The sequence below is a fragment of the Actinomyces timonensis genome, from assembly GCF_040702965.1.
Lineage (GTDB): Bacteria > Actinomycetota > Actinomycetes > Actinomycetales > Actinomycetaceae > Actinomyces > Actinomyces timonensis_A.
Genome location: NZ_CP159989.1, coordinates 350,083 through 370,307, shown reverse-complemented (window position 1 = coordinate 370,307; position 20,225 = coordinate 350,083). Strand labels below are relative to the sequence as shown.

The window sequence follows — 20,225 nt, the reverse complement described above, 5'->3', positions numbered from 1 at the left end:
CGCATTCGCGGCGCCCCCAGGCCCGTCCTCCCCCTGGAAAGGACCAGCAGCATGTCGCAGCAGACAGATCCCCCAGCCAGCGCGGCGCCCCCCGTGACGCACGACAAGGGGGACGCGGGGTACAACAAGGAGCTGAAGAGCCGCCACCTTCAGATGATCGCCATTGGCGGCTCGATCGGCACCGGCCTGTTCCTGGGGGCCGGCGGGCGCCTGGCCCAGGGCGGGGCGATCCTCATCGTCGCCTACGCGATCTGCGGCGTCTTCGCCTTCCTCATGGTTCGCGCCCTCGGCGAGCTCGCGATCCGCCGCCCCTCCTCGGGCGCCTTCGTGTCCTACGCGCGCGAGTTCCTCGGGGAGAAGGGCGCCTACATCACCGGCTGGTTCTTCTTCCTCGACTGGTCGGTGACGGTCATGGCGGACATCACCGCCGTCGCCCTTTACCTCCACTACTGGGGCGCCTTCAGGGTCGTTCCCCAGTGGGTTCTCGCGCTCATCGCGCTCGCCCTGGTCTTCGTGCTCAACATGCTCAATGTCAAGATGTTCGGCGAGGCCGAGTTCTGGTTCGCCCTCATCAAGGTGGCGGCGATCATCTCCTTCATGCTCGTGGCCATCTGGGCGATCGTCAGCGGCGCGGAGGTGGGCGGCCACGTGGCCGGCCTGGGAAACATCACGCAGCACGGCGGTTTCGCCCCCGCGGGAATCGGGGTCGTCCTCACCCTCACCCTCGGCGTCGTCTTCGCGTTCGGGGGCACGGAGATGGTGGGCGTGGCCGCCGGCGAGGCGGAGGACGCGATCACCGTGCTGCCCAAGGCGATCAACTCGATGATCCTGAGGATCTTCGTCTTCTACGTCGGCTCCGTGCTCCTCATGGCCTTCGTCCTGCCCTACACCTCCTACTCCAAGAATGAGTCGCCCTTCGTCACGTTCTTCTCCGGGATCGGCGTCCCCCACGCCGGGGACATCATCCAGGTGGTCGTCCTGACCGCGGCGCTGTCCAGCCTCAACGCGGGGCTCTACGCCACCGGCCGCACGCTGCGCTCCATGGCGGTGGCGGGCGAGGCGCCCAGCCTCGCGGCCGGCCTCAACAAGCACCAGGTGCCCGCGGGCGCCATCGCCATCACCTCCGCGCTGGGCCTCGTGGGCGTCGCCCTCAACGCCTTCCTCGCGGAGGACGCCTTCAACATCGTCGTGAACCTGGCGGGCATCGGCATCGCCGGCACCTGGGTGGCGATCCTCGTGACGCACCTGGCCTTCCTCAAGCGGGTCGATCAGGGGCTGGAGGAGCGCCCGGCCTACCGGATGCCCGGCGCCCCATACACCAACTACATCGCGATCGCCTTCTTCGCCCTCATCGTCATCGCCAACATCCAGGAGCCGGAGGGCCGGTGGACCCTCGCCCTGTTCGGCCTCGTCATCGTCATGATGGTGGCAGGCTGGTACCGGGTGCGGGGCCGGATCCGCGGCGACCTCCTCGACCACGTCCTCGACGAGGCGACCACGGGCCCCGACGACGAGCAGTAGCCGCAGCAGCCGCCCGCGGCGGAGCGGGCGGGACAGGGAGCAGGAGGGCCCCATGGGGAGCGTCCACATCATCTACACCGGCGGAACCATCGGCATGGTGGACTCGCCCCAGGGCCTCGTCCCGGGGGCCGATCTCGCCGGTTGGCTCGCCGGCCTCCTCCCCCCGAGCCGCCCGCCGGCCCCCGGCCTCGAGGCGCTGGAGTCGACGTCGCTGACGGCCCTGGAGCCGCTCATCGACTCCTCGAACGCCACGCCTGAGTCCTGGCAGTCGATCGTTGAGGAGGCGCGCGCGCACGCGGCCGGCCACCCAGGTGAGCCGATCGTCATCCTCCACGGCACGGACACCATGGCCTACACCGCGGCAGCCCTGTCCTACGCCCTGGCGGACCTGGAGGCGCCCGTCGTCATCACCGGCTCCCAGCTGCCGCTCGGGGCCGAGGGCAGCGACGCCGAGGCGAACGTCCTGGGGGCGCTGCGGGCGGCCGTCAGCGGGCGGGCGATCGGCGTCGCCCTGTTCTTCGGCGGCCTGCTGCTGGCAGGCTGCCGCGCCACGAAGTCCTCCTCCTGGGACTTCGCGGGCTTCGCCTCGCCTATGGCGCCGCCACTGGCCCGGGCGGGTTCCGACGGCGCCCCCTGGGAGTGGTCCGAGGACCGCGAGGGCCCCGGGGCCGCCGCCTCCCCCAACGCCTGGGCGGAGCCCAAGCCCTATGCCCGGCACGACGTCGTCGTCCTCGACATGGCGCCCGGCATCACCGGGGCGCGCCTGACGGCGCTGCTCGACCCCCTGCCCCAGGCAGTCATCCTGCGAGCCTTCGGGGTGGGCAACGTGCCCAGCGACGAGCCCGGGCTGACCGAGGCGATCGCGCGGGCGATCAGGGCCGGGACCGCGGTCGTCGTCGCCTCCCAGTGCCACCAGGCCGAGGTGCTCCTCGGGCACTACGCCACCGGGGACGCCATCGCGCGGGCGGGCGCCGTCGGCACCGCCGACATGACCCTGGAGGCGGCCTACGCCAAGGCCCAGTTCCTCCTGGCCCAGGGCCTGACCGGCACGGCCCTCGCCGAGGCGATGGGGCGCCCGATCGCGGGCGAGCAGCCTTCGCAGGTGAGGCCCTCAGCGGGCATCGTGCCCTTCAGCAGGTAGTCATCCACGGCCGAGGTCACGCACTTGCCCGCGCGGCCGTAGGCCGTGTGCCCATTGCCCTTCCAGGTCAGCAACTGGCCCGAGTCGAGCTGATCGGCCAGGGCCTGGGACCACTCGTACGGCGTGGCCGGATCCCCCGTCGTCCCGATCACCAGGATCGGGTTGGCCCCCGAGGCGTGAATCGCCTTGCGCTCATTGCCCGACGGGTGCCCCCAGGCCTGGCAGGCGACGTCGGTGTACTGGAGGCCGTCGCCGAAGGTCGGGGAGGCCTCCTTGATCTCCGCGGCCTCCTGATCCCAGGAGGCCGCATCCCCCGAGACGGGGAAGTCCGCGCAGTTGATGGCGCCAATGGCCTCATTGCCGTTGCCCGAGTAGGTGCCGTCATTGCCGCGCTGCGCGGCGAGGTCGGCGAAGTACAGGAGCATGGCGCCGTCGGGCCTCCCGTCATCCGTCGTCTTGCCCATCGCCCGTGACAGGGCGATGCTCAACTGGGGCCAGGCCTCGGACTGGTAGAGGGGGACCATGATCCCGGAGATGGCCAGCGAGCGGGTCAGGGGACGATTCTCGTCCGAGGTCCCGATCGGGCTGGCCTCCAAGGAGGTCAGGAAGTCCTGGATCTGCTTGACCCCGTCATCCACCGAGCCCGTGAGCGGGCAGTCCGCCCCCGACCGGCAGCTCTCCACATAGGCCCGTAGCGCGCTCTCGAAGCCCTTCGCCTGGCCCAGCGCCATCTGGCCGCCGCTGATCGAGGGGTCGACGGCGCCGTCGAGGACGAAGCGGCCCACATTGCCCGGGAAGAGGCCGGCGTAGGTGGCCCCTAGGAAGGTCCCATAGGAGTAGCCGAAGTAGGTGAGGGCGGAGCTGCCCGTGACGGCGCGCAGGATGTCGAGGTCCTTGGCGGCCGAGACCGTGTCCACATGGTCGAGCAGGGCCGGGGGCTGGGTCCTGGCCCTGCACTTGGCCTCGCGCTTGGCGGTCTCCTCGGCCACAGCGGCGCGCTTCTGCTCCCCCGTGGCGTCATCGGGAAGGCTGGCAGACTCCGTCCCGGAGCGCTCGGCATCCAGCTCGGCATCGGTCAGGCAGTCGATCGCCGTGGACTCACCCACCCCGCGAGGGTCGAAACCGATCACGTCGTAAGCGGTGATGAGGTCTTTGGAGAAGAGGATCGATGTGACCTGGGGAAGGATGTCGACGCCGGAGCCGCCGGGGCCGCCGGGGTTGATGAACAGCGCGCCCGTGGCCGCATCGGCCGAGGCCGAGCGCTTCTTCATGGCGATCTGGATCGTCTCGCCCCCGGGGTTGTCGTAATCCAGGGGCACCGTCACGCGCGCGCAGCTCATCGTCCCAGGCCCCATATCGCCACTGCGCTCAGTCATACCGGCATCCTTCTTGCACGGGTACCACTCCACGCTCTGGCTGTAGAACGACTCCAGACCAGCGGGGACGGCGGCGGCAGCAGCGCCGGTGGCCTGGGTGGCGCCGGGGACTGACGGGTTGCCGCAGGCCGACAGCGCCGCTGTGGCGGTGAGAGCGGACAGGGCGGCCAGGATCTTGATCCGGCGGGGACGGGAGGAGGCGTCAAGGATGCTCACGGCGCCAGCCTAAACGCCGCCCGCTCCGGGAGGCCCTCATCCCCGAGGGGGAGAACGCCCCGGCGAGGTCATTCCGACCGACGGCACGACGGCGCCGAGCGGCCCGCGGGGTGCCGCTTTGTGGTGTGTCATGCGGCGGTGGGTAGTGGTGTGACCGGTTGTGGGTCGTGGAGGGGGCCGTTTCGGATCATGGCGCACGGGGTGAGGAGGCGGCGGTGGGCCAGATGGGGCGCCGCCGGCATCCGGGGCGCCGGGTTCGCGGCCTGGGCCCGCAGATACCCTCTCTACCCGGGGATACCGTCTCAGCCCGGGGATACCGCCTCGGCCCGCAGATACCGTCTCAGCCCGGCGATACCGTCTCGGCCCGCAGATACCGTCTCAGCCCGGGGATACCGCCTGGGCCCGCAGATACCGTCTCGGCCCGGCCTTGCGCCCTCATTCTCGTAGTTTGAGGCCGTATCTGCGGGGCGAGACGGTTTCTGTGAGGTGAGACGGTTTGTGCGGGGTGAGACGGTATCCCGGGGATGAGACGGTTTGTGCGGGGTCGGGCCCGGCTTGCGCTCGCCCGTTCGCCGGGGGCCGCGCGTAGCCTGGCCGCATGAGCCGATCCGACGACGTCGGGCCGCCCGCCGCTGATCCGCGCGCGCAGATCAAGGAGTTCCTCACCTCCCGCCGCGCGCGGGTGACCCCGGACAAGGTGGGGCTGCCCGTCGTCGGGACGAGCAGGCGCGTGCCCGGCCTGCGGCGCGAGGAGGTCGCCATGCTCGCCGGCGTGAGCGTCGACTACTACACGCGCCTGGAGCGCGGATCGCTGGGGGAGCCTCCGCCGAGGTCCTGGAGTCCCTGGCCTCCGCCCTCATGCTCGACGACGCCGAGCGCGAGCACCTGCTCGACCTCGCCCGCGCGGCCTCCCCCACCGGCAGGCGGCGCCGCCGAGCGCGCGCCGGGCGGTCCGCGCTCCGCCCGGGCACCCGCTGGATCCTCGACGCCATGCGCGTCCCCGCAATCGTCCGCGACGGCCTGGGCCGCTGCCTGGCCGCCAACACGCTGGCCCGGGCCCTCTACGCCCCGCTCTTCATCGACCCGATCCCCGAGATCGCCGACGACGCCCCCTCCCTCACGCGCTTCATGTTCCTTGATCCGCGCGCCCACGACTTCTTCCCCCACTGGGAAACCGGCGCGGAGGACAGCGTGGCGATGCTGCGCCTGACCAGCGGGGACGACCCCACAGAACCGGACCTGACGGCGCTGGTCGGCGAGCTGTCCACCCGAAGCCGTGATTTCGCCAGGCTGCGGGCGCGCCACGATGTGCGCTACATCTGCCGGGACACCAAGGTCATCCACCATCCGCTGGTCGGGGAGATCGCCCTCGCCTGCGAGAGCGCGGCGATGGCCTCGTGCCCGGGGCTCACCCTCGTGTCCTACGCGGCCGAGCCGGGCAGCCCGAGCGAGGGGGCGCTGCGCCTGCTCGGCTCCTGGGCCGCCACCGAGCCGGCCGCGCCGGCCGGGCAGCGCGACGCCCTCAGCGCGCCTGGGGGCGCAACTGGACCATGAGGGCCTCGACGGCGAGCAGCGGCGCGGCGTTGGAGCGCAGCCTCCCGCGGCACTCCTCGATGGCGGCGATGCGCGCCAGTGACCGCTCCGCCCCGGTGGTGGCGGCCGCCCGCTCGATCTGCTCGGCCAGGTCGATGTTGACGCGTTCGACGTCACTGCCCATCTGCTCGGCCAGGACGTCGCGGTAGAAGGAGAGCAGGTCGATCATGGCCCGGTCGAGCACATCGGTTCGGGCTCGCTTGGCCCGGCGCTTCTGGTCCTCCTCCAGGGCGCGGACCTGGGCGCGCAGGGCGGGCGGGACGCGCCCCTCCCCCTCCAGGCCGAGGGCCCGCATGAGATCGGCGCGCTCGGCGGCGTCGCGCTCAGCGGTGCGGGCCTGGGCCTCGGACTCGGCGCTCTCGACGAGGTCGGCGGCGGCGAGCACGGCGTCACCCACGCTGCGCAGCGACACGGGGGCGCGCAGGAGGCGGCGACGGCGCTCCCAGGCGTCAGGGTCGGTGGCCAGGTGGCGGGCCAGGCCGATGTGGGACTGGCTGGCGCGGGCCGCGCGGGCAGCGAGGGCGGGGTCGGCGCCATCACGGCGCACGAGGAGGTCGGCGACGGCGCCCGCGGGCGGGATGCGCAACGTGATGAGCCGGCAGCGCGAGCGGATGGTGGGCAGGACGTCGTCGGCGCTGGGGGTGCACAGGAGCCACACGGTCTGGGGCGGTGGCTCCTCGATGGACTTGAGCAGGACGTTCGTGGTGCGCTCGGCCATGCGGTCGGCGTCCTCGACGAGGATGACGCGCCACCGTCCGGTCCAGGGGCGGCGCTGCGCCTCGCCGATGAGCTCCTTGACCTCGTCGAGGGTGATGATGAGCTTCTCGGTGGCCAGGCGGACGACGTCGGGGTGGGCGCCACTCATGACGTCCCGGCAGGGCTTGCACTGGCCGCACCCGGGGACGGGCCCGGCGCACTGCAGGGCGGCGGCGAAGGCGAGCGCGGCGTTGGAGCGGCCCGAGCCCGGCGGGCCGGTGATGAGCCAGGCGTGGGTCATGGCGGACCCGGAGCCGGTGGCGCTCGGGGGGGCATCGGCCCGCCCGGCGCCGTCGGCCCGGGCCTCCCGCCGCTCGGCGAGGCCCCTCGCGGCCGCGGCCGCCCCGGACAGGGCGGAGATGACCGCCTCCTGCCCGACGACGTCGTCCCAGACGCTCATGAGGCCCCCGGCGAGGTGCGGCCCATGCGCGCCGCGGCCCGGAGGAAGGCGGCATGGGCGTCCAGAGCCCCTCCCCACGGCGGCGTTTCCACACCCACCTCGCCGGGGCGGGTCATCAGGAGCGCGGCGACGCGCTGGTTGACATCCTCGGCGACCTCCTCGATGGGCCGCCGGGCATCGATGACGGCGAAGCGCTCGGGCTCGGCGGCGGCCAGGGCGAGGAACTGCTCGCGCAGGGCGGCGCGGAAGGCCGCGCTCTCGTTCTCGAGGCGGTCCTTGGCGCCCCGGGCCCCAGCGCGGCGGTCGGCCACGGACGGCTCGGCGTCGAAGAGGATCGTCAGGTCCGGGAGCAGGGAGTCGGTGGCCCACTCGGACAGGGACCGGATCTCGGCGGTCCCCAGGGAGCGGGCAGCGCCCTGGTAGGCGATGGAGGAGTCGAGATAGCGATCGGTGAGGACCACCGCGCCGCGCGCCATGGCAGGCCGGATGACCTCGGCGACGTGCTGGGCGCGATCAGCGGCGTAGAGCAGGGCCTCGGCGCGCGGGTCCACCGCTCCCCCGTGCAGGAGGAGCCCGCGGATCTGGGCCCCCAGCTCGGTGCCACCGGGCTCGCGAGTGAGGCAGTAGTCGATCCTGGCCGAGGCGAGCACGGTGGCGAGGCGCTGGATCTGGGTGGTTTTGCCGACGCCGTCGCCCCCCTCGAAAGAGATGAGCGGGCCGGGTCGGGTCGGGGCGGCGGTCACGGCCCCAGAGTAGCGGCGCGCGACCGAAGCCGTGCCGTTGATCGCCATGGTGCCGCAAGCCGCCTGGACGTTGGCCCCGCTGCCCCCCATGGCCGCGCGCAAGCGTGCCCGGGCGGGCGTCGGACGCCTGCGCCATAAGTGACTTCCATCACTTCTATTGTAGATGCGCGTCACGATTGGTACGCTTGTACCAATGGTACGAACGTACCAATCGAAGAGGACGGCGCCATCCTCCGGCAAGCACCCGGGACCCCTGGCCCCGCGCCATTGCCACCCTTGAGACCACACCCTGAATCCACCACCGCATCAGCGCAGGGCGACGCAGCCCTGGGCCATCCCGCGTGCGCCCCGCCGGGCGCCGCGCCAGATTCCAGAGGAATAGGACGCGATGCTCACGCCATCCATCGACTCAGAGATCGGTCACCTCCAGACCGTCATCATCCACCGGCCCGGCAAGGAGATGCTGAGGCTGACCCCGGAGAACAAGGACGAGCTCCTCTTCGACGACGTCCTCTGGCTCGAGAGGGCCCAGCAGGAGCATGACGAGTTCGCGCGAGTGCTGCGCAGCCGCGGCGCCCAGGTGCTCTACCTGCAGGACCTGCTCGCCGAGACCCTGGAGATCCCCGAGGCGCGCGCCTTCCTGCTGGACGCCGTCCTGTCCGAGGACTCCACGGGGCTGGCGGCCTCCCCCGCCATCCGCCAATGGGCCGAGAGCATGGAGGCGCCCACGCTCGCCGAGACCCTCATCGCCGGGATCACCAAGGAGGAGCTCCTCGAGCGCATCCCGGGGGTCTCCTCGATGGTCCTGGCCTCGATGGACCCCGAGGACCTGCTCATCGGCCCCCTGCCCAACCACCTGTTCACCCGGGACACCTCATCCTGGATCTACAACGGCGTGTCGATCAACTCCATGTCGCGCCGGGCCCGGCGCCGCGAGTCGCTCAACTACCGGGCCATCTACTCCTGGCACCCGCTCTTCGCCGCCGGGGGCTTCCCCATCTGGTCCGATGGCACGGTCAGCCCCGCGCTGTCCACCGAGGGCGGGGACATCCAGATCATCGGCAACGGCGCCGTGCTCATCGGCGTCTCCGAGCGCACCTGCCCCCAGGGCGTGGAGCGCTTGGCCGCCCAGCTCTTCGCCGGGGGCATGCGCGAGATCGTCGCCGTCAAGATGAGGAAGACGCGCGCCCAGATGCACCTGGACACCATCATGACGATGGTCGACCACGGCACCTTCACCAAGTACGCCGACGCGGGGATGCTCCCCACTTTCACCCTGCGCCCCGGTGAGCGCGAGGGCGCGGTGGACGTCATCGAGAATCCCACCGAGGCCATGCACGACGCCATCGCCGCCGCCCTGGGCATCGATGAGCTCATCGTGCTCACGACCCCCCAGGACAGCCGCGCGGCCGCCCGTGAGCAGTGGGACGACGGCGCCAACTCGCTGGCCGTCGCGCCCGGTGTGATCATCACCTACGAGCGCAACGTCAACACCAACGAGTACCTCACCTCCAAGGGCATCGAGGTGCTGACCATCCCCGGTAGCGAGCTCGGCCGGGGCCGGGGCGGCCCGCACTGCATGAGCTGCCCCGTGGTCCGCGAGCCCCTCGGCTCGTGACTACCCTTCCTCCATCGCCCGCATTCACCTCAATCCCAATGAAGGACGGATCGACATGACCCACCCTCTGCACAACCGCCACTTCCTCAAGGAGACGGACTTCACCACCGCCGAGTGGATGAGCCTGCTGGACCTCGCCGCCCAGCTCAAGGCGGACAAGAAGGCCGGCAAGGAGGTCCAGCGCCTCAAGGGCAAGAACATCGCCCTCATCTTCGAGAAGACCTCCACGCGCACCCGCTGCTCCTTCGAGGTCGGCGCCGCCGATCAGGGCGCCCACACCACCTACCTCGACCCCTCCGGCTCGCAGCTGGGCCACAAGGAGTCCGTGGCGGACACCGCCCGCGTGCTCGGGCGCATGTACGACGGCATCGAGTACCGCGGTGACGATCAGGCCAAGGTCGAGACCCTGGCCGAGCTCTCCGGCGTGCCCGTGTGGAACGGCCTGACCGACGCCTGGCACCCCACCCAGATGCTCGCCGACCAGCTGACCATGATCGAGCTGGTGGACAAGCCGATCACCGAGATCTCCCTGGCCTACCTGGGCGACGCCCGCAACAACGTCGCCAACTCCCTGCTGGTCTCCGGCGCGCTGGTCGGCATGGACATCCGCCTGGTGGCGCCCAAGGAGCTCCAGCCCGAGGCCGAGGTCGTGACCATCGCCGAGGGGCTCGCCGCCGTCTCCGGGGCCCGCATCACGATCACCGACGACGTCGACGAGGGCGTCAAGGGCGTCGACTACCTCTACACCGACGTGTGGGTCTCCATGGGAGAGCCCAAGGAGGTCTGGGACGAGCGCATCGCCCTGCTCAAGGACTACCAGGTCAACGGCGAGCTCGTGAAGCGCACCGGCAATGACGACGTCAAGTTCCTCCACTGCCTGCCGGCCTTCCACGACCGCAACACGAAGGTCGGCCAGCAGCTCTTCGAGGCCACCGGCATGGAGGGCCTGGAGGTCACCGACGACGTCTTCGAGACCGAGCGCAACGTCTCCTTCCAGCAGGCCGAGAACCGCATGCACACCATCAAGGCCGTCATGGTCGCCACCCTGGGCGACTGGGAGGACTGACCCATGCGCATCGTCGCCGCCCTGGGCGGCAACGCCCTCATGCGCCGGGGGGACAAGCCCGACGCCCGCACCCAGATCACCAACGTGCAGGGGGCGGCCAAGCAGCTGGCCCTGCTGGCCGAGAAGCACGAGCTCATCATCACCCACGGCAACGGCCCGCAGGTCGGCGTGCTCGCCCTGGAGTCCGCCAACGATGACCGCCTGAGCGAGTGCTACCCCTTCGACACCCTGGGCGCGGAGACCCAGGGGATGATCGGCTACTGGCTCCTCCAGGCCATGCAGAACGCCCTGCCTGGCAGGCAGGTCGCCTCCCTGCTGAGCCAGACCCTCGTCCTGGCCGGGGACCCGGCCTTCGCCAACCCGACGAAGTTCGTCGGCGAGGTCTACGACGAGGCCACCGCCAACAGGCTGGCCGCCGAGAGGGGCTGGACGGTCAAGAAGGACGGCGAGCACTACCGCCGCGTCGTCGGCTCGCCCAGGCCCCAGCGCGTCATCGAGACCCGGATGGCCCGGGCCCTCCTCCACGCGGGCGCCGTCGTCATCTGCGCCGGCGGCGGAGGGGTGCCGGTCATCCGCAACGAGCACGGCAAGCTCCAGGGGGTCGAGGCGGTCATCGACAAGGACCTGACCGCCGCGGTCCTCGCCGAGCACCTCGATGCCGACGCCCTGCTCATCCTCACCGACGTCGACGGCGTCCAGGAGGGATTCGGGACGCCACAGGCCAAGCGGGTGGACCGCGCCACCCCGGCCTCGCTGCGCGCCATGGACCTCCCCGCGGGATCCATGGGCCCCAAGGTGGAGGCCGTGTGCCGCTTCGTGGAGCTCACGGGGGACATGGCCGCCATCGGCCGTCTCGAGGACGCCATCAGGATCATCGAGGGGGTCTCCGGGACGATCGTGACCCCGGGAGGGAACTACGGCGGGCCGGACGACATCCGGCCGCCGGTGCCCGACCGCACGACCAACTGACCGGGCGCTGATCGGCCGTCAGCGCCCGGCACGCCCACGAGCCCCAGGAAGGAGGCCCCCTCTTCCGCTGAGCGGATCTGCCAACCACCCATTCGATGCATCGATACCCGCGGCATAGCGCCGCACTCACAAAGGAGTGATTTTCCCATGACGAAGATCGTGAACTCGTGGAACGACTTCGACCCCCTCAAGCGCGTCATCGTCGGACGCGCCGACTTCTCAGTCATCCCCCCCGAGGAGCCCGCCACCAGCGAGAAGGTGCCGATCGACTCCGAGATGCGCGGCATGTGGGGCCCCCGCCCCACGGAGACCGTCGAGAAGGCGAACGCCCAGCTCGACTACCTCGCCAAGGTCTGCGAGGACCACGGCGTCGTCGTCGACCGCCCGACCCCGCTCCAGTGGAACCAGCCCGTCATCACCCCGGACTTCCGCACCGACTCGATGATGACCTGCATGCCGCCCCGCGACATCCTGCTGACCATCGGCAACGAGATCATGGCCTCGGCCAACTCCTTCCGCTGCCGCTACTTCGAGTACCTGGCCTACTGGCCCCTCATGAAGAAGTACTTCGACGAGGACCCGGAGTTCAAGTGGACGCAGGCCCCCCGCCCGCGCCTGACCGACGCCTCCTACAAGCACAACTACTACGACGAGAAGATCTCGCTGGAGGAGCGCCTCGAGCGCACCGCCGCGAAGGACTTCGTCACCACCGAGGCCGAGCCCATGTGGGACGCGGCCGACGTCCTGCGGCTGGGCAAGGACCTGTTCATCCAGCACGGCCTGACCACCAACCGCACCGCGATGGAGTGGTTCAAGCGGTACTACCCGGACCTGCGCGTCCACGCCGTCAACTTCCCGGGCGACCCCTACCCGATCCACATCGACGCCACCTTCGTGCCGCTGCGGCCGGGGCTCATCATCAACAACCCCCACCGCCGCCTGCCCGAGGAGCAGAGGAAGATCTTCGAGGCCAACGACTGGCAGATCGTCGACGCCGCCATGCCGGCGCACGAGACCCCGCCGCCGCTGTGCTACTCCTCGGTGTGGCTGTCCATGAACTGCCTGGTCCTGGACCACAAGACCGTCATCTGCGAGGCCAGCGAGGTCCACCAGATGGAGCAGATGGACAAGCTCGGCATGAACGTCATCCCCGTCCCCTTCCGCGACGCCTACCCGTTCGGCGGTGCCCTGCACTGCGCGACGGCGGACGTCTACCGCGAGGGCGGCTGCGAGGACTACTTCCCGAACCAGGTCGAGGACCCCACCCTCGTCTGACGCACCGGGTCCCTGGGGGCCGGTCCCTGCCGGCCCCCAGGGACCATCCACCTGACCAGGCAATCGCGCCCGGTCCCTGTGCCCACCGGGGCCTTCCAGGCAAAGACGCCTGAACCGGATCCACCACGTGCAAGGACGCATAGGACGCACCCCAATGAACGACACCTCGACCACCCCTGATCTCAAGGCCGCCGGGTCCACCTACGTCATGGACAAGAGGCTCGGCGCCATCGCAATGCTCATCTCCGCCACAGGCATGGGCCTGGTGGGGACCTTCAGCCGGGGCGCCACCAATGGCCTTATCCCCGATGACAAGGCCGTCATCGGCTCCTTCCTCGCCTCGGGCCGCATGCTCACGGGCGTGGCGGGCTTCACCATCCTGCTCCTCGCGACCCACAAGACCGCGCTGTTCCGCTCCACCCGCCTCAGCCCGGCCATCATCATGGGAGGGATCTCCATCGGCCTGTCACTGGGCTGCTACATCTCCTCCACGCTGCTGACCACGATCGCCAACGCGGTCTTCCTCATCTACACCGGGCCGCTGTTCTGCACGATCCTTGCCAGGATCTTCCGCAAGGAGAGGATCAGCCGGCTCAACGGGCTCTTCCTGCTCATCGTGTTCGTCGGCATGCTCATGACGATCGGGATCATCGACTACAAGGACGGGGCGCTCTCCTTCGGACTGGACCTGTCGGTGACCTCGGCCGAGTACCCGAAGAAGGCCCTGGGGGACCTCCTGGGCCTGCTGTCCGGCGTCTTCTACGGCATGGCCCTGTTCTTCAACGGGTACCGCAAGGACGTGGACTCCATCGTCCGCGGTGTGTGGAACTTCGTGTGGGCCTCCGTCGCGGCGCTGAGCATGGCGCTCATCCTGCGCCCCTGGCACGGGGTGAGCGCCTTCACCGGCTCCAACTGGGGCTCGGCCGGGCTGCTGTTCGTCTTCAGCGGACTGATCGCCCTCGGGTTCCTCGTCGTGGCGGGGAGGAACCTGCCCGCCGTGGAGATGTCCACGATCTCCTACTGGGAATGCCCGGTGGCAATCATCTGCGGCCTGCTGATCTTCCACGAGCAGTTGACCCCGATCGGTATGATCGGCGGAGCCCTGATCGTGGGAGGAGGCTTCGCCCCGATCATCGTCGATGCTCTTGCTCGAGCCGGTAAACGCTCTGTCGCTACCGCCTGACCTCATCGACGGCCGCCCGCGTACTCCCAATGGCACGAGGGGCGGCCGTCGCCACTGAACAGCCCCTGACAGTCCACGAACCCGGAGAGACGCCTATGACCGCCGACGGCAGTACTGCCCCTCCCCCCACAACCGCGATCCCCAGCAGCGCCCAGGGGGCGACAGTGCGCCAGGCGGCGGCGGCGTCCTTCATCGGCAACTTCATCGAGTGGTTCGACTACGCCTCTTACGGATACCTCGCCGTCGTCATCGGTAAGGTCTTCTTCCCTGAGACCGACACCTCCGTCCAGCTCATGTCCACCTTCGCCGTCTTCGCGATGTCCTTCCTCCTGCGGCCCGTAGGCGCCGTCGTCTGGGGGGCCTGGGGGGACAGGTTCGGGCGGCGCTGGGCGCTGTCATGGTCGATCCTCATCATGTCCGGCTCCACCTTCCTCATCGCCTTCCTGCCCGGGTACTCGACGATCGGCCTGGGCGCCGCCATCCTCCTGCTGCTCCTGCGCCTCGTCCAGGGATTCTCCGCCTCCGGCGAGTACGCGGGCGCGGGCACCTTCCTGGCCGAGTACGCCCCCGCGGGCAGGCGGGGCCTGTACACCTGCCTCGTGCCGGCCTCCACGGCGACGGGGCTGCTCGCGGGCTCCTCCCTGGTGGCCCTGCTCCACTGGCTCCTCGACGACGCCTCCATGGAGTCCTGGGGCTGGCGCGTCCCGTTCCTGCTCGCCGGCCCCCTGGGCGTCGTCGGTCGCTACATCCGGGTGCACCTGGAGGACTCCCCCGCCTTCCAGGAGATGAACGCGCAGCTGAAGGCCGCCTCCGGACCGTCGCGGCGCACCCCCGTGCTCGATGTCCTGAGCAAGCACGGCCGGACGGTGGCGATCGCCTTCGGGGTCTCCTGCCTCAACGCCGTCGGCTTCTACCTGCTGCTGAGCTACATGCCCACCTACCTGCAGGAGGAGATCGGCATCGGGAAGAGCACCTCCAACCTGCTGACCTCGATCATGCTCTGCGGCTACATCTCCTCGATCTTCGTCATGGGGCACTTCTCGGACACCGTTGGGCGCCGCAAGATGCTCATCGGCGCCTGCGTGGCCTTCATCGCGCTGTCCGTGCCACTGTTCTGGATCATGGAGGGCGGCAACATCTGGATCATCCTCGCTTGCGAGCTGCTCTTCGCAGTCATCCTGACCGCCAATGACGGGACCCTGGCCACCTTCCTCGCGGAGTCCTTCCCCACCGAGGTGCGCTACTCCGGCTTCGCCCTGTCCTTCAACACGGCGAACGCCCTCTTCGGCGGCACGGCGCCCTTCCTCGCCACCTGGCTCATCTCCGCCACCGGCTCCTCCCTGGCGCCCGCGGTCTACCTCAGCGTCGTCGCGCTGGCCGCCCTGGGCGCGATGATCGTGGCGCCGGAGCACTCCGACGCCGACCTCACCGCCTTCACCCACGAGGGATCGAGGCCCACGGCAGCCTCGTCATCCCACTGAGCGGCCTCGCCCCGTGCCGACGGCGGGCGGCCAGCGGGCCCGTGAGCTCGCAGGTCCTGGGGGTCCCCTCACACGCCATCGTCCCGGTTCACATCCCCGCGGCGCCATTTTGGTCTTATCGTGTCAGCATGCGCAGCGCCGTGGAAACGACCAGTGACCGACGGGAGAAGGCGTCGACTGCCAAGGGGGAGGCCCGGAAGCAGGCGATCATCGACGCAGCGGCCGCCATCATTCGTGAATCGGGCCCGAAGGAGGTCACTCACCGGGCCGTGGCCCAGCGTGCCGGGTGCTCGTTGTCGGCCACCACGTACTACTTCGACGGCCTTGACGACCTCCTCCACCAGGCCGGCCTTCTCAACATCAGCCTGTGGGCCGCGCGCGCGGAGCGGGTGGCCGACGCCGTCGAGGCCCTGGAGGAGCGGTCCGGCCTCGATGAGCGGATCGAGTACCTGCTGCGCGCCACCCTGCCGGAGATCGGCCCGTACCTCGGCCACTACCTCCAGTTGATCTCGGCCGGCGCCTCAGCGCCTGTCGGATCGGCCTACCGCGAGGGGCGCCAGCGGCTCAACGCCGCCATCAGCCGCATCGCGGAGAAGCTTCTCGCTGCGCTACTCGGCCGAGATCATCATCGCGGTCGTCGACGGCGCCGCGGTCACCGCGCTGTCCGAGTGCCGCGACGTGCGCGAGACCGCGGCCGCCCTCGTGCGCGCCCTCGCCGAGACCGGTCGAAAATAGGATCGAGACCGGTCCGCGGACCGGTCTCGATCCTATTTTCGACCGGTCTCGGCAGAAGCAGGGCCTCCCCCCTGCCGCCCTCGATCGGTCTGCGCGCGCTCAGTCGTCGCCGTGAGCGGACTGCGCGCGCACGGTGTTGTCGGCACCCATGTCCTCCACCGTCGGCCGGTCGCCCGCGTAGATGACGTCGACGTCGGTCCCCGTGATCGTCACGGAGGTGACGTTCTCGACATAGACGTCGACGGAGGAGCCCGAGATGACGAGGCGGTCCACCGTGGTGGCGGCGACGTCGATATCCGAGCCCGACAGCGTCATCGTGTTGACGTGCTCGCGCACGATGGCGTGAACGCCGGCGGAGGCGATTGTCAGCTGACCGTTCGTGGGAGACATGACGGCGGCGTTGCGGTTGTTCAGTAGCTCGCGCCAGTCGGGTTCCACGATGTCCGGGTTCGCGCTGACGGGGGCCGTTGCCGTGCTGGCGGAGCCCTCGGCGGGCTTGTCCGCGTTGGTGGAGCCGGAGCCGGCAGCGGCAGGCTGGGTGGCCTCCTGCTGGGCGGCCTGGGTCGTGTTCCCGTTAGCGCTGTCCGGCTTTCCGGCATTGATCGCGCAGGCGCCGAGCGTCAATGCGAGGGCGAGGGCGCAGGTCGTGGCGGCGCCGCGGCGGGTCAGGGTGGTCATGGTGCGTGTTCCTCTCGTGGAGACGGGTGTCGGGGGATGTCGGGTGTGGATCGAGGGCTCAGAACGCCGGGATGTAGATCTCGACGCGGCGGTTGAGCTGGCGGCCGGCCGGGTCGTCCGAGCCATCCGGGTTCTCGTTGGGGGCCACCGGCCGGGTCTCGCCGAAGCCCTGGGCGTCGAGGGAGGTGGTCGCGCCGGCGCCAGTGAGTGCGTCGACCACGGCCTGGGCGCGCTGCTCGGACAGGGTCTGGTTGAAGGCCTCGTCGGACACGGAGTCGGTGTGCCCGTAGACGTGGGCCCGCGGGGCTCCGGCCTCGTTGAGCACCTGGGCGAAGCTCGGTGAGCGTGGCCGCAGCCTCGGGGCGGACCTCGGAGGAGCCGAAGTCGAACAGGGCACCATCGGCGTAGTTGCTCGTGCCGTCACCGTTGTTGACGATGCTCACCGTGCCGTCGGTGTAGAGGCCCGCACCCCGACCGTCGTTGACCACCGAGGACTGACCGTTGTTCGTCACGACGCTGCCGTCTGCGCCGACGACGGTGGAGCCGCCGGCGAGGACGCCCTGCTCATCGCAGCGGGCCGGGGTGACGGTGATGCCCGGCCGGGAGGTCAGCGACGTCGTCAGGTCCGGGGTGAAGCGGCCGGTGGAGGCGGTCAGCAGGCCGAGGTCAGGCAGTGCAAAGAGCGGGACCGGGGGGATCTCCCCGACCCGGTAGCCCGGTACCGCGAAGGAGGGGTCGTCCGCTGCGGAGGCGGACGGGCTCGGCTGGCTCGTCGCGGGAGCCGCGGTGCTCTGGACCGCGGGGGCGGGGACGAGGGAGGACGTGCGGTTCATGGGTGGGCGTGCCTTCAGCGGGTCGGAGTGAACAAGGTGATGGGCTTGTGAGGAGAAGACGATATCCCTGTTGCTGTTGGCACAAGACTAGGGTCGTCGCTGTCGCACCCCGGTCGCAGCGATGTCGCAATCGTGCGACATCACAGGGTGTGTCACTCAGGCCTCGTCACAGGTGGGGGCCGGGCAAAGAATCGGCGGAATCATGCGGCTGTCTGTCACGCCCGGCAGCGGTGGCTAGGGATGAGTGACACGCTGGCCCTGCGGGCCCGCCGCCGGCAGCGTGAGCAGCACCCGCGTTCCCACGCCCTGGCGCGAGGCCATGGCCGCGCTGCCGCCGTGGCGCTCCATGATCGTGCGCACAAGCGCCAGACCGAGCCCGGAACCGGGCAGCCCGTGGGCGTTGCTTGCCCGTCCGAGCTCGGTGAAGACGAGGTCGAACTCGTCCTGGGGCACACCGATGCCCGTGTCGGCCACCTCGATCGTCACCGTGCCGCTCTCCTCACGGCCGCTGACCTCCACGACCCCGCCCGCGGGCGTGTACTTGGCCGCGTTGGAGATGACGTTGTACACCGCGGAGTACAGCAGGTCGCCGTCGGCCATGACCTCGGGCAGGGGCCAGGGGACCTGGGGCATGTTGAGCCGTACCCGCACGGGGGCGCCCCGGCCCGCGGCCTCCTTGATCACCGCGTCCACGGCGTCCTGGACCGTCTCGACGACGTCGACCGGCTCCACGCCCAGCGGCGAGGTCTCCAGCTCTGCCAGCTTGCGCAGGTCGGTGAGCAGGCGGCTCATCCGGCGCGACTGGGCGTCGATGACCTCGAGCCCGCCGCGCACGGGCGCCGGGACGTTCTGCTCTCCGGCGTCGGCGGCGGCGGCGCGCACCGCCGTCAGCGGGTTCTTCAGCTCGTGGTCGAGGCGGCGCAGGAACTGGCGGTGGCGGCTGCGTGCCTCTTCGGCTGCCTCCTGGGCAGCCTGGCCGCGCGCGGCGCTCACGAGCCGGCGTGTGCGGGACCTGACGGCCGCGACCAGGGCGATGGCAGCGACGAGGATGAGGCCCACCGTGAGCGCCACCGCCCACATCTGGGCACTGATGGTCAGCACGGTCCCGCGCGTCGTCGCCCAGACGACGAGTGAGACGACGGCGACGAGGGCGAGCGCACCGCCCCAGGGCAGTGCACGCCCCGACGGCGGGCGCCGCCGCCGGGACGTGTGTGAGGCGCTCACCCGCTCACCTTCGCGCAGAATCGGTACCCCCCTGAGGGGATGGTCTCGATGTAGGTGGGGTCGCTGGCCGTGTCCCCCAGGGCCCGGCGGATCTCCCGGATGCGGTGGTCGACGGCCCTCGTCGAGGAGGCGAAGTCGATCCCCCACAGGGCGGCGAGAAGGCTGTCACGGGTGTGGAGCTCACCGGGGTGGCTCATGAGGTAGTCGAGCAGGGTCACCGCCTTGGGCGTGAGTGCGACCTCGTGGCCGTCGCGCTCGACCCTCCTGCTGCTGCGGTCGAGGACGAGCGCGCCGGCGGTCAGGACCGTGGCGGCTGTCAGCGGCCTGGCCACCCCCTGGCTGCGGCGCAGGACCGCGCGCACCCGCGAGGCGAGCTCGGCCGGGTCGAAGGGCTTGGACAGGTAGTCGTCCGCGCCGTCGTCGAGGGCCGAGATCCGCTCGTAGGAGGCGTCGAGCTGGGTCAGGAGGATGACCGGTGTCCATGTGCCCTGGGAGCGCAGCCGGCGGACGAGCTCGCGCCCGTCCATGCGCGGCATGAGGACGTCGGTGACGACGATGTCGACCCGGTTGGCAGCCAGGACGTCGAGGGCCTCACGCCCGTCGGAGGCGAGGAGCACGCGCAGGCCAGTGCGCTCAAGGTAGGGCCCCAGCGACGTACGGATGGAGGCCTCGTCATCGACGAGGAGGAGGGTTGCCGTCGGCGACGGAGCGGAGGGCAGGGGCATGGGGTGCATCCTGACCGGTGGGCGCGGCCCGGTCAACCCTCGTCCGTCGTGCCGCTGGGGGTGGCGGTGGGCGTCGCGCTCGCACCGGCGGTGGCCATCTCACTGGGGCTGGCACTGGGACGCGGCGGACAGCTGACGTGCAGCAGCGCCCAGCCGGTCTGGCTGCCGGGACCACGCCAGGCCCAGCCCGGGTGAGTCTCCAGCACGGCGACAGCGCACGAGCCAATGACACCGCTCGTCCCAACGTTCAGGAAGTCGCCTTCAACCGGTCCGGAGTCATCCTCCGGCCAGATCTGCACCCAGGCGCCCGAGGTCTCCACCGAGCTCACGACCAGCCTCCACCCGCTCGCCAGGGTGCTGGGACCCGCCTCACCCACGCTGCGCGCCTCCGAGCGCAGCGCCTCAAGCTCTTCGGGCAGGTCCGGCGTGCCCGGACGCACCGACCACCACATGAAGCCAGCGACGGCCAGGACGAGCACGACGACGACACTGACGGCCCCAATAACCACCTTGCGAACCATCCTCAGACACTTCCTCTCGTACCCGGCCGTCCATCGCTCATTGCAGGATCGGCGTCCCGTGCTCGCAGCGCCATACGCTCAGTGCCGGGTCTCAGCCGCGGACGCGGTGGCACTGGGACGCGGCGGACAGGCGACGCGCAGCAGCCCCCACATCCGATGCCCGCCTCTCAT

At 70.5% G+C, this 20,225-nt stretch carries 16 protein-coding genes and 2 pseudogenes; 10 read left to right on the top strand and 8 right to left on the bottom strand.

The window, feature by feature from the left end; translation table 11 throughout:
- Positions 1-51: 51 nt before the first annotated feature.
- Entirely contained in the window at positions 52-1,521 is a 1,470-nt protein-coding gene (locus tag ABXS69_RS01575) for an amino acid permease (protein ID WP_366180871.1), read from the top strand.
- 52 nt (positions 1,522-1,573) lie between these two features.
- Entirely contained in the window at positions 1,574-2,662 is a 1,089-nt protein-coding gene (locus ABXS69_RS01570) for an asparaginase (RefSeq protein ID WP_366180870.1), read from the top strand.
- On the opposite strand, the pseudogene ABXS69_RS01565 reads toward ABXS69_RS01570, so the two are convergent.
- A pseudogene (locus tag ABXS69_RS01565) lies at positions 2,620-4,254 on the bottom strand (alpha/beta hydrolase); the annotation flags it as partial. The gene ABXS69_RS01570 and the pseudogene ABXS69_RS01565 overlap by 43 nt on opposite strands.
- Before the next feature lie 858 nt (positions 4,255-5,112).
- On the opposite strand from ABXS69_RS01565, the gene ABXS69_RS01560 reads away from it, so the two are divergent.
- Positions 5,113-5,808 (top strand): transcriptional regulator, encoded by a 696-nt coding sequence (locus ABXS69_RS01560; protein WP_366180869.1) that lies wholly within the window; start codon positions 5,113-5,115, stop codon positions 5,806-5,808.
- Here the strand turns inward: ABXS69_RS01560 and ABXS69_RS01555 are convergent.
- Together ABXS69_RS01555 and tmk are read right to left on the bottom strand one after the other, a co-directional pair.
- A complete protein-coding gene (locus tag ABXS69_RS01555; protein ID WP_366180868.1) occupies positions 5,777-7,003 on the bottom strand; it encodes a DNA polymerase III subunit delta' in 1,227 nt (408 codons plus the stop codon). The two genes, ABXS69_RS01560 and ABXS69_RS01555, sit on opposite strands and share 32 nt — an antisense overlap.
- A complete protein-coding gene (tmk, locus tag ABXS69_RS01550) occupies positions 7,000-7,746 on the bottom strand; it encodes a dTMP kinase (RefSeq protein WP_366180867.1) in 747 nt (248 codons plus the stop codon). Before tmk ends, ABXS69_RS01555 begins: the two co-directional genes overlap by 4 nt.
- A 388-nt stretch (positions 7,747-8,134) precedes the next feature.
- Between tmk and ABXS69_RS01545 the strand changes: the two genes are divergently transcribed.
- The 7 genes from ABXS69_RS01545 to ABXS69_RS01515 all read left to right on the top strand — a co-directional run bounded on the left by ABXS69_RS01545 (position 8,135) and on the right by ABXS69_RS01515 (position 16,258).
- On the top strand, positions 8,135-9,364 hold the full coding sequence (locus tag ABXS69_RS01545) for an arginine deiminase (RefSeq protein ID WP_366180866.1): 1,230 nt from the start codon (positions 8,135-8,137) through the stop codon (positions 9,362-9,364).
- A 55-nt stretch (positions 9,365-9,419) separates the two neighbouring features.
- Positions 9,420-10,430: an ornithine carbamoyltransferase gene (gene argF / locus ABXS69_RS01540; RefSeq protein ID WP_366180865.1), complete on the top strand. Its 1,011-nt coding sequence runs from the start codon at positions 9,420-9,422 to the stop codon at positions 10,428-10,430.
- Positions 10,431-10,433: 3 nt separating this feature from the next.
- Positions 10,434-11,399, top strand: a complete 966-nt coding sequence (locus ABXS69_RS01535; protein WP_366180864.1) for a carbamate kinase — start codon at positions 10,434-10,436, stop codon at positions 11,397-11,399.
- A gap of 147 nt (positions 11,400-11,546) precedes the next feature.
- Positions 11,547-12,674 carry a serine/threonine protein kinase gene (locus ABXS69_RS01530; protein ID WP_366180863.1) on the top strand — a complete coding sequence of 376 codons (1,128 nt, stop codon included), beginning with the start codon at positions 11,547-11,549 and terminating at the stop codon, positions 12,672-12,674.
- A gap of 154 nt (positions 12,675-12,828) precedes the next feature.
- Positions 12,829-13,857, top strand: coding sequence for a DMT family transporter (locus ABXS69_RS01525; RefSeq protein ID WP_366180862.1), 1,029 nt, complete (start codon positions 12,829-12,831; stop codon positions 13,855-13,857).
- A 95-nt stretch (positions 13,858-13,952) separates the two neighbouring features.
- A complete protein-coding gene (locus tag ABXS69_RS01520; RefSeq protein WP_366180861.1) occupies positions 13,953-15,338 on the top strand; it encodes an MFS transporter in 1,386 nt (461 codons plus the stop codon).
- 128 nt (positions 15,339-15,466) lie between these two features.
- A complete protein-coding gene (locus ABXS69_RS01515) occupies positions 15,467-16,258 on the top strand; it encodes a TetR family transcriptional regulator (RefSeq protein WP_366180860.1) in 792 nt (263 codons plus the stop codon).
- On the opposite strand, the gene ABXS69_RS01510 is transcribed toward ABXS69_RS01515, so the two are convergent.
- The 5 genes and pseudogenes from ABXS69_RS01510 to ABXS69_RS01490 all read right to left on the bottom strand — a co-directional run bounded on the left by ABXS69_RS01510 (position 16,173) and on the right by ABXS69_RS01490 (position 20,054).
- Complete coding sequence (locus tag ABXS69_RS01510; RefSeq protein ID WP_366180859.1) at positions 16,173-16,751, bottom strand: DUF3060 domain-containing protein; 579 nt, start codon at positions 16,749-16,751, stop codon at positions 16,173-16,175. The two genes, ABXS69_RS01515 and ABXS69_RS01510, sit on opposite strands and share 86 nt — an antisense overlap.
- 58 nt (positions 16,752-16,809) lie before the next feature.
- A pseudogene (locus tag ABXS69_RS01505) lies at positions 16,810-17,584 on the bottom strand (OmpA family protein).
- A 234-nt stretch (positions 17,585-17,818) separates the two neighbouring features.
- Entirely contained in the window at positions 17,819-18,808 is a 990-nt protein-coding gene (locus ABXS69_RS01500) for a HAMP domain-containing sensor histidine kinase (protein ID WP_366180858.1), read from the bottom strand.
- Positions 18,805-19,533, bottom strand: a complete 729-nt coding sequence (locus ABXS69_RS01495; RefSeq protein WP_366180857.1) for a response regulator transcription factor — start codon at positions 19,531-19,533, stop codon at positions 18,805-18,807. Before ABXS69_RS01495 ends, ABXS69_RS01500 begins: the two co-directional genes overlap by 4 nt.
- Before the next feature lie 32 nt (positions 19,534-19,565).
- Complete coding sequence (locus tag ABXS69_RS01490; protein WP_366180856.1) at positions 19,566-20,054, bottom strand: hypothetical protein; 489 nt, start codon at positions 20,052-20,054, stop codon at positions 19,566-19,568.
- Between the last annotated feature and the right edge of the window lie 171 nt (positions 20,055-20,225).

Bases quoted from the DNA above. Each gene is read 5' to 3' on its own strand.
- ABXS69_RS01575 (WP_366180871.1), top strand. From the start codon at position 52: ATGTCGCAGCAGACAGATCCCCCAGCCAGCGCGGCGCCCCCCGTGACG.
- ABXS69_RS01570 (WP_366180870.1), top strand. From the start codon at position 1,574: ATGGGGAGCGTCCACATCATCTACACCGGCGGAACCATCGGCATGGTG.
- ABXS69_RS01560 (WP_366180869.1), top strand. From the start codon at position 5,113: ATGCTCGACGACGCCGAGCGCGAGCACCTGCTCGACCTCGCCCGCGCG.
- ABXS69_RS01555 (WP_366180868.1), bottom strand. From the start codon at position 7,003: ATGAGCGTCTGGGACGACGTCGTCGGGCAGGAGGCGGTCATCTCCGCC.
- ABXS69_RS01545 (WP_366180866.1), top strand. From the start codon at position 8,135: ATGCTCACGCCATCCATCGACTCAGAGATCGGTCACCTCCAGACCGTC.
- argF (WP_366180865.1), top strand. From the start codon at position 9,420: ATGACCCACCCTCTGCACAACCGCCACTTCCTCAAGGAGACGGACTTC.
- ABXS69_RS01535 (WP_366180864.1), top strand. From the start codon at position 10,434: ATGCGCATCGTCGCCGCCCTGGGCGGCAACGCCCTCATGCGCCGGGGG.
- ABXS69_RS01530 (WP_366180863.1), top strand. From the start codon at position 11,547: ATGACGAAGATCGTGAACTCGTGGAACGACTTCGACCCCCTCAAGCGC.
- ABXS69_RS01525 (WP_366180862.1), top strand. From the start codon at position 12,829: ATGAACGACACCTCGACCACCCCTGATCTCAAGGCCGCCGGGTCCACC.
- ABXS69_RS01520 (WP_366180861.1), top strand. From the start codon at position 13,953: ATGACCGCCGACGGCAGTACTGCCCCTCCCCCCACAACCGCGATCCCC.
- ABXS69_RS01515 (WP_366180860.1), top strand. From the start codon at position 15,467: ATGCGCAGCGCCGTGGAAACGACCAGTGACCGACGGGAGAAGGCGTCG.
- ABXS69_RS01510 (WP_366180859.1), bottom strand. From the start codon at position 16,751: ATGACCACCCTGACCCGCCGCGGCGCCGCCACGACCTGCGCCCTCGCC.
- ABXS69_RS01495 (WP_366180857.1), bottom strand. From the start codon at position 19,533: ATGCCCCTGCCCTCCGCTCCGTCGCCGACGGCAACCCTCCTCCTCGTC.
- ABXS69_RS01490 (WP_366180856.1), bottom strand. From the start codon at position 20,054: ATGGTTCGCAAGGTGGTTATTGGGGCCGTCAGTGTCGTCGTCGTGCTC.